Consider the following 13,184-nt stretch of genomic DNA (forward strand, 5'->3'; position numbering starts at 1 on the left):
TGGAGCTACAGGCCCCGGGCCGCGTCGAGCGGCCCGGCGTCGGCCCAGGCGGTGACGTCGACGTCGGCGTCGAGATAGCCGTGGGTCAGCAGCCAGTCCTTCTGCACCCGCAGCGCGTCGAGCGCGCGGGCGTCGAGCCGGGCCGCGGGCAGCAGCTCGGCGAGCTGGCGCGCGACGGTCCGCGGACGCGTCCGCAGCAGCCGCTCGGAGACGGTCACCGCCAGCGGCGTCGTCGCGTTGACGCGCACCATCGGATCGAGGTGGCGGCCGAGGTCGACGACCTCGACGGCGCTGAGCTGCCGCGCGACGGCGCGGCCTTCAGGCCCGGCGACGTAGATCGCGTCGACGCTGCCGTCGGCGAGCGCGGCCGCCTCGGCGGCGTACGGAGCGGCGTCCTCGGCCGCTGCCAGCTCGACCTCGTCGTACTCGTCGCAGAAGAGGCAGGAGAGCGCGGTCGCGGAGTGGAAGCCGCGGCTGGCGGCGGCGCGGCGCACGTCGACGGCGAGCTGCTCGTCGCGCGCCGGCAGGCCGAGACGGCGCCCGGCCAGCTGCGCCGGCTCGCCGATCCCGCTGCCGGGCAGCGCGAGCACCGCCTGGTAGTGCGGCACGGAGACCAGCCCGACGAGCCGCGTCTCGGCTCCCTCGCCGCGCGCGTGCAGCGCGCTGACGTTGTCGCACTGCTCGATACAGCCGGAGGCGTCACGCCCGGCAACGGTCTGCTCAGGCGTCATGCGCGCACGCTCCGTTCACAGAATGGGGGAAGAGTTCGGATGGCAGGGCTGGGGCGTCCCCGGACACCCCAGGAGCCGATCGCGACGCCCGCCGCAGGCTCCTCAGCCGACCACGCCCCGTTCGAGGCTGTCCCCGGACTGCTCCCTCGATTAGTTCGATTGCCGGTCGGCTTTGCCCTATTTGCCATCCGCGAGCAGCGTAGCACGTTTCTCGACCGGATTGGTCGAGATAGCCGATTAGGCTGTCGCCATGGGCAAAGCGGAGCAGACTGCCAAACGGATCCTCGCGCGCGTGCGCGCGACGCCGGAGGGGTTCGTGCGCACCTACGGCGACGTCTCCCCCGGCGCGCCGCGCGTCGCCGGCGCGGTCCTGTCCGAGCTGGACGCGGGCGACCCCGTCCCCTGGCACCGGATCGTGCGCGCCGACGGCTCGCTCGCGAAGGGCGACCGCCAGCGCGCGCTGCTGGAGGCCGAGGGCGTGCCGTTCCGCGGCGCGCGCGTCGACATGCGCGCCGCGCGACTGCCGGTTTGACGCGCTAGCGTCCTCCCCATGTGGCTCCAACGGCATTTCCGGCTCGATCCCGTCCCGCGCGGCTTCCACCTGATCACGCGCGAGGTCGCCGCCGCGCTGCCCGAGCTGGAGCGGCTGAACGTCGGCCTGCTGCACCTCCACATCCAGCACACCTCGGCCTCGCTGGCGCTGAACGAGAACGCCGACCCGAGCGTCCGCCGCGACTTCGAGGCCTGGTTCGACCAGGCGGTGCCCGAGCGCGCGCACTATTGGACCCACACGGCCGAGGGCCCCGACGACATGCCCGCCCACATCAAGGCGAGCCTGCTCGGCCCCTCGCTGACGCTGCCGATCACGGCCGGCCGGCTCGCGCTCGGCACCTGGCAGGGGATCTACCTGTGCGAGCACCGCGACCACGGCGGCCCCCGCTCGCTGGTCGCGACGGCGCAGGGCGAGGCCGGCTAGCCGAACAGCGTCAGATCGGGCTCGCGCTCGCCGCGCAGCACCGCGAGGTCGACCTCGACGCAGACGATCCCGCGCGCCTCGGCGAGCACGCGCGCCTGCGGCTTGATCGACTGCGCCGCGAGCACGCCGCGGCAGTCGGCCATCGCCGGGTCGTGTCTGATCCGCTCGAGATAGCGGGTCAGCTGCTCGACGGCGTCGATCGTGCCGACGCGCTTGATCTCGACCGCGATCCAGCCGTCGGTCTCGTCGCGGCACATCAGGTCGACCGGGCCGATGTCGGTCGGCCACTCGCGCCGCACCAGCCGGAAGCCCTCGCCGCACCAGTGCGGCTGCTCGGCCAGCAGCTCCTGCAGGTGGGCCTCGACGCCGTCCTTCTCCAGCGCTGCCGCCTCGCCCATGTCGTGCGTGACGTCGGAGAGCACCTCGACGACGCGGATGTCAAGCCGGTCCTCGTCCTTGCCGGCGAACTTGCGCACGACGATGTGCTCCGGCGACTCCTCGATCGTCGTCGGCGGCGTCATCCAGTTGCTCGGCTTGTACGAGCCGTGATCGGCGTGTACGAGCACCGAGCCGTCGGACTTGATCATGATCAGCCGCAGCGCCTCCGGCAGCAGCGCATCGAGACGGCCGGTGTAACGAACCTCGCAGCGGGCGACGATCAAACGCATCGGTCGGCAACGGTAGCGACCCCGCTCGACGGAGGCGGTCGCGATCGATTGATAGATTCAATCCGTCATGATCGAGCCGGTCTTTCAGCCGCCGCCCCTGACCGACCTCGACCACGAGGTGCTGGGGCTGATCGAGGAGCTGCGCGTGCAGTTGCGCTACCGCGTCGCCGAACCGCGGCGCTGGACGGCCAACCTGCGGCGGATGACGCTCGCGCACTCCGTGCAGGGGTCGAACAGCATCGAGGGCTACCTCGCGACGCTCGACGACGTCGCGGCCGCCGTCGACGACGAGCCGACGCTGAGCGCCAGCGAGGAGACCGAGCAGGCGCTGCACGGGTACCGCGATGCGATGACCTACGTGCTGCAGGTCGCGCAGGATCCGAGCGCGACGATCGACGCGAGTCTGTTGAAGGCGCTCCACTTCATGATGCTGCGACACGATCTCGCGATGCGGCCGGGACGTTGGCGGGCCGGCTTCGTCGGCGTCCACGACGAGCGCAGTGGCGAGCTGGTCTACCACGCGCCCGATGCCGAGCGCGTGCCGGCGCTGATCGACGCGATGCTCGACCGGCTCAGCGGCGACGACCAGCCCCCGCTCGTGCGCGCCGCGATGACCCACCTCAACCTCGTGATGATCCATCCGTTCCGCGACGGCAACGGCCGCATGGCCCGTTGCCTGCAGACGCTCGTGCTCGCGCGCGAGCAGATCGTCACGCCCGTGCTGTCCAGCATCGAGGAGGAGCTGGGGCGCGACGCGCGCGCCTACTACGACGTGCTCGCGGAGGTCGGCCAGGGCCGCTGGCGGCCGGAGCGCAGCACGCGACCATGGCTGCGCTTCTGCCTCACCGCGCACTACCGTCAGGCGAAGACCCACCTGCGGCGCGTCAACGAGACCGAGCACCTGTGGATCGCGTGCGCCGACCTCGTCGAGCAGCGGCGACTGCCGGAGCGCGCCACCGGTCCGCTGCTCGACGCGGCGAGCGGGTTGCGGATCCGCAACCCCAGCTACCGCGCGACCGTCGAGATGACCGCCGCCGAGGAGATCTCCGAGCTGACCGCGAGCCGCGAGCTGAAGGCGCTCGTCGACGCCGGACTGCTGAGACCAGTCGGCGCCAACCGCGCCCGCTACTACCTCGCGGCACCACCGCTGACCGCGCTGCGCGACGCGATCCGCGCCACGCGACCACCACGCGAGGCCTTCGACCCGTTCGCCGTCGCGAGGGCGCACGATCGCGCTCATCTGTGAAGCGCTGTGACCGATCCTTGCACTGACGAACGAAATTCCTCTACCATGGACTGGCTTCGCGCTTGCCTGCGGTTCGGGGGAACTTCGCAGGACGAGGCAAGCGCCCCAACACACAACGCTAGTGACTGTGATCACCACCGCTGACACCGAGCGCCAGAGCGCGCACCGCATCGAGACTCGAAGACGGCTCTACGTCTCGTCTCGAAGACGCACGCTCGTCTCGCTCAACTCGTGATGTACCGCGCCGCGCTCGCAGCGGAAGGCTGAAAGGCCAAGCGAGCGAAGGCGCATCACTGTCAGCTTCAAGTTTCGACTCTCAGGAGATCACTGTTCTCATGTCTGCCACTGCTTCCAGCGCCTCGACCGCCGTCGTCTCGCCCGCCCCGCTGATCTGGCCGGAGCGCGACAACCACACGATCACCGCGGTCGATCTCGCCCCGGCGATCACGGCCAACGTCGAGCCGCTGCTGCCGCAGCTGCGTCAGCTGTCCGCCCTCGGCGACGCGCTCCGCTCGCTGCAGGCGCTCGACGGCGGCTTCACCAACGAGGCGCACGCCCGCGTCATCGCCGGCCTCTCGGCCGACCTGATGGACGAGCTCGCCGACAGCGATCCTGTCTCGCCCGAGCAGGCGGAGCTGATCCGCCGCCGCGCCGCCGCGCTGCGCGAGCTCAAGCACGACACCGACATCGCCAACACCGAGGCCGCGCTGATCGATGCCCAGGAGCTGTCGATCATCGCCTCGCCGGTCTGCACCTTCCGCAACAAGACGCGCACGCCGCTGCACTCGGTGATCGTCACCGCCGCCCACGAGCAGGGCAACGAGCTGATCGCCGGGCTCGACGCCTCCTCGGACGCCGTCCTCGAAGAGGTCAACGGCTACACGAAGACGAGCGACGTGACGGCCGACTCCCCGTTCGCGATGCAGATCACCGATCTGATCACGATGGGCGGCGAGTCGAACGCCTTCCCGAAGCACTTCTGCTACTTCCTGCCGGAGGACGAGGGCGCCGGCTTCGGCGAGCAGTCGAACAAGACGATCCTGATGCGGAACGTCTACGGCCTCCGCTACGAGCACATCTCGAAGGTGCTCGGCGACCGCCTCCTCAACGGCCACAAGCCGGGCGACGACGTCGACATCCCGTCGGTCCTGATCACCTGGATGCGCGGCCACGACATCGCCCACGCCGTCACGACCCCGCGCGCCGGCAAGGTCGGCCCCAAGGACGTCGGCCACGAGCCGTGGTACTCGCTGCAGGAGGCGATAGCGGACGCCTTCGGCACCGCGATGTCGTTCACGCAGACATGGCTCGACCTCGCCGGCTGCACGGCCGACGACCTCGCCGCCGTCTACATCGCCGAGGCGCTCCACTACCTGCGCCGCGGCCCGTGGAACTGGAGCGACGCCGGCGCCGCCTGCGTCGAGCTGAGCTTCCTCGCCGGCAACGGCTACATCGACGTCGCCGAGGACGGCACCGTCACGTGGGAGACCGCCCGCGTCATCGAGGGCGTCCACGCCCTCTGCGCGACGCTCGAGCGCGAGGTCGTCTCCGCGCCGGCGAAGGAGAACGTGCAGGCGATCCTCGACCAGTACGGCTGGCGCGAGGACTCCCCGATCGCCCCGACGGTCCGCAAGATCCGCGACGAGCTCGCCGGCATCCCGACCTCGCTCGCGTACCTCTAGGCCGCAGGCCACATAGAAATGGCAAAGGGCCCGCGAAAGCGGGCCCTTTTTGTGCCGCGACCGATCGTCGCGTAGCGGAAGGATCGTCGTGCCTGGCAAGGACGCAGGGAGCGCGGTGTGCGCCCAGCACATGAGCGACCGAGGACGCCGCCAGGCGCGGCGAGGCGACGCTAGGCGACGATCGGGGAGACCTCGAAGATACCTCTCGTCCGCTCGATCTCGCGCAGGCGGTCGTAGTCGCGCTTCAGCACGTCGCGGTCGGGGTCGACCAGGTAGACGATGCCGGGGCAGGAGAAGAGGTCGATCGTCGGCGTGATCTGCTCGCCCGGCTGGGCCATCGAGATCGAGCCGGCGTACGACGGCAGCGCCTCGACCTCGCGCATGCCGGCGTCGGAGATCACACTGCCGCCCTGGTGCGAGATCAGCATCACGCAGCGCGAGGCGTTCTTCAGCTCGTACGGCTTCTTCGCGCGCTCGGCGACCGACTCCGGGCGCAGGTAGGCGTCGACGGTGACGGTCACGTGCGAGGGAGTGCAGCGGTCGATCACGTCGTCGCGGATCGAGCCGTGCAGGCGCGCGCCGGACTCGACCAGCACCGGGCCGTCGGCCGTCAGCATCACCTCGGTGTGGGCCGGGCCGTACTTGATCCCGAGCGCGTCGAGCACGTCCTTCACGTACGGCACGACGAGGTCCTGCTGCGGGCCGCGGTAGGCGAGCAGCTCCTCGAAGTCGTAGGCGAGGTTGCCCTGGATGCGGATCTTCGTGTCGCGCCAGACCTCGGAGACGTGGTGGACGCCGTCCCACGAGACCGAGTCGCAGAACAGCTGCGTGCCGCGCAGCAGCTCCTGCACGAGCAGCTGCTCGTTCGCGCCCTGCAGCGCGTTGGGGCGGCCAAGCACGTCGGTGAAGGCCGTGCGGATCGCGTCGGCGTCCTCGCACAGCGAGACGCCGTCGGTGCCGGCGGAGTCGAGCGGCTTGACGACGACCGGCCAGTCGCCCCGCTCCGAGGCCCAGGCGATCGCCTCCTCGACGTCGCCGGTCTTCAGCTCCTGCACGGCGCGCAGGCCGGCGGCGCGGACGGCCGCGGCCATCACGGACTTGTCGCGGCGCGCCTCGCTCTGGGCGGTGCCGTTGGAGGGCAGGCCGAGCTTCTCGCTGAGCGCGTCGCTGAGGCGCACGCCCGGCTCGGAGCCGACGACGACGAAGGCCGGGTCGTATCTGGCGACCGCCGCGGCGGTCGCGGCGAGGTCGCCCTGGTGGACGACGTTCTCGAGGAAGTCCTGCGTCCGCAGCCGCTCGATGTAGAACGGCGACTCGTTCGGGTTGCTCTGCACGTGGACGACGTCGAGCCCCTCGGCGATGAAGCGGGGCGCCAGTCTGGCGCCGGTCGAGTAGGCGTCGACGACGACCGCGACGCGTCTGCTGGTGTCGTTGCTCATGCGGTGGCGACCAGGACGAGGCGGTCGTCGGGCTGCTTCGGGTGGCCGTCGAAGCCGCCGTAGCGGGCGACCTCGGAGAACCCGGCCTGCTCGACCATCGCCTGCAGCTCCTCGGCGGTGTAGTAGCGCGTCTCGACCTCGATCGATCTGCCCTCCGCCGTATAGGTGACATGCAGGACTCTCGTCTCGGGATCGACGTAGAGGTGCTCGTGGACGCCGTTGTCCTCGCGGTCGACGACGGTGCCGAGCGGGCCGAGGCGGTGGAGCGTGCGCTCGATGTCGGACAGCTCCATCACGAGCTTGCCGCCGGGCTTCAGCGCCGCGTGCCAGGTGTCGAGCACGAGCTGGTCGTCCGCTCTCGTGACGCCGTAGCCGAACGACGAGTAGAGGTTGACGATCGCGTCGAACCGCTCCACCTCGGCAGGCAGCGGTCTCGTCAGATCGTGGACGAGGTAGCTCGGACCGGGGTTGCGTCGCTCCGCCTCGCCGATCACGGCCGGCGAGATGTCGACGCCGACGGCGTCGTAGCCGAGTCTCGACAGCGCGCCGACCGAACGGCCGAAGCCGCAGCCGGCGTCGAGCACGCGCGCGCCCGGCGCCAGCGACAGCAGCGTCGCGATCTCGCGGCACTCCTGCTCGGTCTCCTCATAGCGGCCGAGCTTGTCCGACATCGCGATGAAGGCGGCGCCGAACGCGTCCAGCTCGTTGAGGTTCTCGACCTCGTCGCTCATGCCGCCGTCCCCACCAGCACGAGCCGGTCCTCGGGCTTCTTCGGCGAGCCGTCGAAGTCGCCGTACAGCCGCACGTCTCTGAAGCCGACCGCTTCGACCATGCGCTGGAGGTCCTCCTTCTCGTACATGCGGATGCGCGAGTGGACGACATCGCCGTCGAGCTCGTATCTGACGTGCAGTCTGCCGGTCGAGAAGTCGACGTCGAGCGTCTCGATCACGCCGTTGGTGTCGCGCACGACGACGCCCTCGTCGGTTCTGAGACGGAAGCGCGAGCGCTCGAGATCGGACAGCTGCATGACGATCTGGCCGCCGTCCTTCACCATCGCGCGGAAGGCGCGCAGCATGTCGAGGTCCTCGGCCTCGGTCGCGCCGTAGCCGAACGACGAGTAGAGGTTGACGACGACGTCGAACGGGCCGATCCCGGCGGGCAGCGGCTGCGTCAGGTCGGCGACGATGTAGCGCGGGCCGGGGCTGCGCTTCTCCGCCTCGGCGATCGCCGCCGGCGAGATGTCGATCCCGGTCGCCTCCATCCCCTGCTCGGCGAGCGCGGCGCAGTAGCGGCCGAAGCCGCAGCCGGCGTCGACGACGGTCGTGCCCGGCGCCCAGCCGAGGAATCTGACGAGCGCCGCGGCGTCCTCGGAGGTGCTGTCGTAGCCGCCGAGCCGCTCGGCGATCTTCATGTAGGCCGGCCCGTAGGTGTCGACCTCGTTGAGGACGTGCTCGTCGGACGGTGTCTGGTCGGTCATGGCAGTCCTCGTGGGTTGCTTGCGCTAGGTGATCGCTGCCGCCTCGGCGCGGCGGACCGTCTCTGCGCGGGCCGCCTCGGCGCCGGCGCGCACGAGCCCGAGCGTGCCGAGGCCGCAGGAGAGCAGTGCGCGCATGACGCGGCCGACGCGCGGCGCGGCTTCGCGCTCCAGGTACCAGTCGCTCAGGTGCGCGACGTAGCGGTAGTACTTGAGCAGGTCGAACGCCTCCAGCGCGACCGCCAGGTTGCGGCGGTGGACCTGCGCCTGCAGGACGATGTGGCGGTAGTCGGAGTCGGCCGGGTCGGGATCCGGGGCGCCGTCGTTGGCGGGATCCCACGCCTTCGCCCACGCCTGCGCGATGCGGAAGGCGCTGTTGTGCTCCGGGTCGACGAGGCGCTCGGCCGGCGGCAGGGTCAGGCCCTTCACGACCGGCTTGTCGAGGCAGTAGCCGAGCACGACGATCGCGAGCAGGTCGTCGGGCGCCAGCAGCGGCTGCTCGCGCACGAGCGCGGTCAGCTCGGGGCGCGCGACCAGCTCGTCCAGCAGCTCGTCGACGAGCAGCGCGTTGCCCTTCGAGGACGACAGCTCGCCGCCGATCTCGGTCGAGACCATCCCGTGCAGGACGTGGCGCGAGGGCAGCACCGGCAACGCCGGCTCGAGCCTCCCCAGCAGCTCCTCGACGTGCGCGACGTGGGCGGCCCACTCGTCGCCGGAGAGGTGGATCAGCTGCGACCCCTCCTCGTCGATCATCATGTCGCGCCACATCGCGACGACCCGCAGGTGGTGGGTCGGGAAGCCGTCGGCGCGCGTCAGCGGCATCACCGGGTAGGAGTCGTCGCCGGTGTAGTAGGCGACGGTGCCGCGCTCCTCTCTGACGAAGACGCCGCGCTCGATCCCGAGGCGCGCGACCTCGGCGGTCTTCCGCGTGCGATCGGAGTCGTAGAGGATCCGCTCGAACTGGACGCCGAGCCGGTCGAGCGTCTCGTTCTGGCCGGCGACCGCCCAGTCGCGCACGCGCTTCCACAGCGCGGTCGCCTCCGGCTCGTCCTGCTCGACGCCGGTCAGCAGCTGCTGCGCGAGGTCGTGGCGCTCGTCGAGGTCGCGCGCGACCGGGGCGTCCTCGTCGGCGACGTCGGCGACCGGGCCCTCCTCGCGCGCGTAGCGGGCGTAGAGGTCGCCGACGAACTGGTCGCTCTTGCGGCCGGCCTGCTCAGGCGTGCCGGGCGCCGCGTAGCGCTCGTAGCCGGCCATCGCCTCGCCCATCGAGCGGCCGGCGTCGCCGATGTGGCTCTGGCGCTCGACCTGCGCGCCGGCGACTCTCAGCGCGCTCGTGACGGCCTGCCCGAGCGCGATGTTGCGCAGGTGGCCGACGTGCAGCGCCTTCGTCGCGTTGGGGTCGCAGAAGTCGATGATCGCGCGCTCGCCGGCGCGCAGGTCGCCGGTCTCCATGCCGCTGAAGCGGCCGGCCTCGAGGCCGGCGCCGGCCTCGGCGATGCGGGCGTCGTCGAGCCGCAGCAGGAAGCGCTGCTGCTCCTGCTCGGCCTCCGCGACGGCGGGATCGGCCTGCAGCGCGGCGAGCGCCTGCGGTGCCTTGTCGCGGTCGCGCGTGATCGCGCCGACGTCGGTCCGATCCTCCTGTCTGAGGTTCGGGACGACGCGGAAGGCGTCGGCGTCGACGGCGCGCAGCGTCGCCTCGACGGCGTCGAGCAGGTTGTCGGCGCGCAGATGCGGCTGGTCGCTCATGACGAGTGGGTTCCCCCTCCGCGGACCCGGCGGGTGCCGGGACCGTCAGAAGCACGGGAGACGGGGCTCGAACCCGCAACCATCGGCTTAGAAGGCCGGTGCTCTACCAATTGAGCTACTCCCGCATGTATTCCTGGCGACAACACCGCGCGGGGGCACTCGCCAAGCTCAGATGAGTCTAGAGGAGTCGCGCGATTCGCGGCGGCTCGACCGCATCAGGCCGCGCTCTCGGCCGGCAGTGCCCGCGGCTGGCGGTCGCGCAGCGTGAGCAGGAGCGCCGCCACCTCGGGGTCGGTGCCGAGATCCATCGCGTGCTCGGCGGCCGCGATCGCGTCGCTGACGCGGTCGGTGCGGGCGAGCGCGTGGGCGTAGCGCGACCACGCCGGCGGGCTCTCGGGCGCGAGCACGGTCGCCGCCTCGCAGGCGGTCACCTCGGCGCCGACATCGCCGCTCAGCTGGTGGACGAGCGCGAGGTCGAGCAGCCCCTCCAGCGTCGGCATCAGGTCGCGCGCGGTCTCCAGCGCGCTCTGCGCGCCCTCGCGGTCGCCGAGCCGCAGTCGCAGGCGGCCGAGCCGCTCCCATGCGGAGGCGTCGGAGGGCGCGACCGCGGTCTCACGCGCGGCCGCGTCGCGCGCGAGGTCATACGCGCGCATGTCCTCGTAGATGCGCGCGGCGAAGCGATACGGCGCCGGCCGGTCGCTCTCGACGCGGATCCAGTCGCGGACCGTGCGTGCGGCCGCCGGCAGGTTGCCCGACTGCCAGAAGGCGACGGTCAGCTGGCGCAGCACGACCGGGTTTCTCGGATCCGAGTCGCGCGCGTAGACGAGCCGTCTGGCGGCCAGCGCCGGGTCGCCCTCGGCGAGCGCGTGCTGGGCGGCGGTCATGAAGCGCTGGACGCGGTCGGCCGCCGGGTCCGGTCTGGAGAAGTCGACGAACTGCAGCGAGCCGGCGGGGATCGTGCGGACGCCGATCTGGAACTTGACGCGCGCCCACTGCTGCACGTCGTCGCCGTCGCCGGAGAAGTAGATGCCGGTGACCGAGCCGACGCCCCACTCGGGGTAGGAGAGGCAGCGCGCGTAGCGGTGGACGACCGAGTGCGCGGGCGCCTGCGAGCCGAACGGGTCGTTCTCGGCGCGCTCTCTGTCCTCGGCGGCGCGGCGCTGCGCCTCCTCGTAGGCGCGCCGGCCCTCCTCCGCGCGCGCTCTGCGGGCGGCTGCGGCGGAGACCTTGACGGCGTTGGCGGAGACCTTGCCGCCGCGCGAGGTCTCGGCCAGTCTCTCGAGCTGGTCGGCGGCCTCGTTGATCGCCTGCAGGTGGCGCTGGTGCTCGTGCTGACGGCCGGGCGGAGCGATGTCCGGATGCCAGACCTTCGCCATTCTGCGGCGCGCCAGCTGGACCGCCCGCTTGTCGAACGGCGGCTCCAGCTCCAGCAGGAGGATCGCTTGCTCGATGTCGAAGATCGCGGCCATGAAGAACCAAGGCTAGCGACGCCGCGGGTGCGCCGGCAGCCTTGTCAGTGCCTGGAATCGGTGCTACGGCGCGCGATCTCTATCCTCCGTCAGCGTGTCCGCCCAGTACATCTTCCAGATGCATCGCCTCTCCCGGCTGTTCCCGCCGGACAAGGAGGTGCTGAGAGAGGTCAGCCTCTCCTTCTACCCCGGCGCCAAGATCGGCGTGCTCGGCTACAACGGCTCCGGCAAGTCGACGCTGCTGAAGATCATGGCCGGCATCGACAGAGAGTTCCGCGGCACCGCGGCGCTCGCGCCCAACGCGACCGTCGGGCTGCTCGAGCAGGAGCCGCAGCTCGACGAGTCCAAGGACGTGCGCGGCAACGTCGAGGACGGCGTCGCCGAGACGCGCGACCTGCTCAACCGCTTCAACGAGCTGGCGGCCAACTACTCCGAGGAGACCGCCGACGAGTTCGCGCGGCTGCAGGAGAAGATCGACGCGGCCGACGCGTGGAACCTCGACACGATGCTCGACACGGCGATGGACGCGCTGCGGCTGCCGCCCGGCGACGCCGACGTGTCGAAGCTGTCCGGCGGCGAGAGACGCCGCGTCGCGCTCTGCCGGCTGCTGCTGAGAGCGCCCGATCTGCTGCTGCTGGACGAGCCGACCAACCACCTCGACGCCGAGTCGGTCGCGTGGCTGGAGCTGCACCTGCGCGACTACAGAGGGACGATCGTCGCGATCACCCACGATCGCTACTTCCTCGACAACGTCGCCGGCTGGATCCTCGAGCTGGACCGCGGCCGCGGGATCCCGTTCGAGGGCAACTACTCCGGCTGGCTGGTGCAGAAGCAGCAGCGGATGGCGCAGGAGGAGCGCGCCGACAACACGCGCAAGAAGGTGCTCGCGCAGGAGCTGGAGTGGGTGCGGATGAACGCCTCCGCCCGCCGCGCGAAGCCGAGAGCGCGCCTCAACGCCTACGAGGCGCTGCTGGCCGAGGACCGCAACGTCAAGCTCGACCAGGTCCAGATCCACATCCCCGCCGGCCCGCGCCTCGGCGACGTCGTGATCGAGGCCGAGAACCTGCGCAAGGGCTTCGGCGACAAGCTGTTGATCGAGGACCTCTCGTTCAAGCTGCCGCGCGGCGGCATCGTCGGCGTGATCGGCGCCAACGGCGCCGGCAAGACGACGTTGTTCAAGATGATCACCGGCCAGGAGCAGCCCGACGCGGGCACGTTCAAGGTCGGCGAGACGGTCAGACTGGCCTACGTCGACCAGTCGCGCGACGCGCTCGACCCGGAGAAGACGGTCTGGCAGGAGATCTCGGGCGGCGACGACCAGATCTCGGTCGGCGATCAGAAGATGTCCTCGCGCGCCTACACGTCCGGGTTCAACTTCAAGGGCACCGACCAGCAGGCGAAGGTCGGCAAGCTCTCGGGCGGTGAGCGCAACCGCGTCCACCTCGCGAAGCTGCTGCGCTCCGGCGGCAACCTGCTGCTGCTCGACGAGCCGACCAACGACCTCGACGTCGACACGCTGCGCGCCTTGGAAGAGGCGCTGCTGGCGTTCGGCGGCTGCGCGGTCGTGATCTCCCACGATCGCTGGTTCCTCGACCGCATCGCCACGCACGTGCTCGCCTTCGAGGGCGACTCGCAGGTGCGCTGGTTCGAGGGCAACTTCGAGGCGTACGAGGAAGAGCGCCGCGAGCGCCTCGGCGCGGAGGCCGATCGGCCCCACCGCGTCACGTACAAGAGACTCGTCCGCGGCTAGCGC

The 13,184-nt window shown here is 71.0% G+C and carries 12 protein-coding genes and 1 tRNA gene; 5 read left to right on the forward strand and 8 right to left on the reverse strand.

Features of this window, described 5'->3' with window-relative positions:
- Positions 1–5 precede the first annotated feature (5 nt).
- A complete protein-coding gene (locus Q7L73_RS16200; protein WP_304690799.1) occupies positions 6–731 on the reverse strand; it encodes a hypothetical protein in 726 nt (241 codons plus the stop codon).
- A gap of 250 nt (positions 732–981) precedes the next feature.
- On the opposite strand from Q7L73_RS16200, the gene Q7L73_RS16205 reads away from it, so the two are divergent.
- Together Q7L73_RS16205 and Q7L73_RS16210 are read left to right on the forward strand one after the other, a co-directional pair.
- On the forward strand, positions 982–1,263 hold the full coding sequence (locus Q7L73_RS16205) for an MGMT family protein (protein WP_304690798.1): 282 nt from the start codon (positions 982–984) through the stop codon (positions 1,261–1,263).
- A gap of 18 nt (positions 1,264–1,281) precedes the next feature.
- The gene (locus tag Q7L73_RS16210) at positions 1,282–1,707 is read left to right on the forward strand and encodes a secondary thiamine-phosphate synthase enzyme YjbQ (RefSeq protein ID WP_304690797.1); all 426 of its coding nucleotides are present in this window, start codon (positions 1,282–1,284) and stop codon (positions 1,705–1,707) included.
- Here Q7L73_RS16210 and nucS read toward each other — a convergent pair.
- Positions 1,704–2,375 (reverse strand): endonuclease NucS, encoded by a 672-nt coding sequence (nucS, locus tag Q7L73_RS16215; RefSeq protein WP_304690796.1) that lies wholly within the window; start codon positions 2,373–2,375, stop codon positions 1,704–1,706. The two genes, Q7L73_RS16210 and nucS, sit on opposite strands and share 4 nt — an antisense overlap.
- Positions 2,376–2,442: 67 nt before the next feature.
- Here nucS and Q7L73_RS16220 point away from each other — a divergent pair, with 67 nt between their 5' ends.
- Together Q7L73_RS16220 and Q7L73_RS16225 are read left to right on the forward strand one after the other, a co-directional pair.
- Entirely contained in the window at positions 2,443–3,621 is a 1,179-nt protein-coding gene (locus Q7L73_RS16220; protein WP_304690795.1) for a Fic family protein, read from the forward strand.
- Positions 3,622–3,956: 335 nt separating this feature from the next.
- Entirely contained in the window at positions 3,957–5,303 is a 1,347-nt protein-coding gene (locus Q7L73_RS16225) for a hypothetical protein (RefSeq protein ID WP_304690794.1), read from the forward strand.
- Positions 5,304–5,473: 170 nt separating this feature from the next.
- Here Q7L73_RS16225 and Q7L73_RS16230 read toward each other — a convergent pair whose 3' ends face one another.
- The 6 genes from Q7L73_RS16230 to Q7L73_RS16255 form a co-directional block, all read right to left on the reverse strand.
- Positions 5,474–6,742, reverse strand: coding sequence for a hypothetical protein (locus Q7L73_RS16230; RefSeq protein ID WP_304690793.1), 1,269 nt, complete (start codon positions 6,740–6,742; stop codon positions 5,474–5,476).
- Positions 6,739–7,473, reverse strand: coding sequence for a bifunctional 2-polyprenyl-6-hydroxyphenol methylase/3-demethylubiquinol 3-O-methyltransferase UbiG (locus tag Q7L73_RS16235; RefSeq protein WP_304690792.1), 735 nt, complete (start codon positions 7,471–7,473; stop codon positions 6,739–6,741). Before Q7L73_RS16235 ends, Q7L73_RS16230 begins: the two co-directional genes overlap by 4 nt.
- The gene (locus tag Q7L73_RS16240) at positions 7,470–8,219 is read right to left on the reverse strand and encodes a bifunctional 2-polyprenyl-6-hydroxyphenol methylase/3-demethylubiquinol 3-O-methyltransferase UbiG (protein WP_304690791.1); all 750 of its coding nucleotides are present in this window, start codon (positions 8,217–8,219) and stop codon (positions 7,470–7,472) included. The genes Q7L73_RS16235 and Q7L73_RS16240 overlap by 4 nt, the downstream gene beginning before the upstream one ends.
- 24 nt (positions 8,220–8,243) lie before the next feature.
- The gene (gene argS, locus Q7L73_RS16245; RefSeq protein ID WP_304690790.1) at positions 8,244–9,962 is read right to left on the reverse strand and encodes an arginine--tRNA ligase; all 1,719 of its coding nucleotides are present in this window, start codon (positions 9,960–9,962) and stop codon (positions 8,244–8,246) included.
- 52 nt (positions 9,963–10,014) lie between these two features.
- Positions 10,015–10,087, reverse strand: a tRNA-Arg gene (locus Q7L73_RS16250).
- Positions 10,088–10,177: 90 nt separating this feature from the next.
- Positions 10,178–11,431 (reverse strand): lipopolysaccharide assembly protein LapB, encoded by a 1,254-nt coding sequence (locus Q7L73_RS16255; RefSeq protein ID WP_304690789.1) that lies wholly within the window; start codon positions 11,429–11,431, stop codon positions 10,178–10,180.
- A gap of 94 nt (positions 11,432–11,525) precedes the next feature.
- Between Q7L73_RS16255 and ettA the strand changes: the two genes are divergently transcribed.
- Positions 11,526–13,181, forward strand: coding sequence for an energy-dependent translational throttle protein EttA (ettA, locus tag Q7L73_RS16260; protein WP_304690788.1), 1,656 nt, complete (start codon positions 11,526–11,528; stop codon positions 13,179–13,181).
- Positions 13,182–13,184 lie beyond the last annotated feature (3 nt).

Origin of the sequence: Conexibacter sp. CPCC 205762 (assembly GCF_030646155.1) — a bacterium.
Taxonomy (GTDB): Bacteria; Actinomycetota; Thermoleophilia; order Solirubrobacterales; family Solirubrobacteraceae; genus Conexibacter.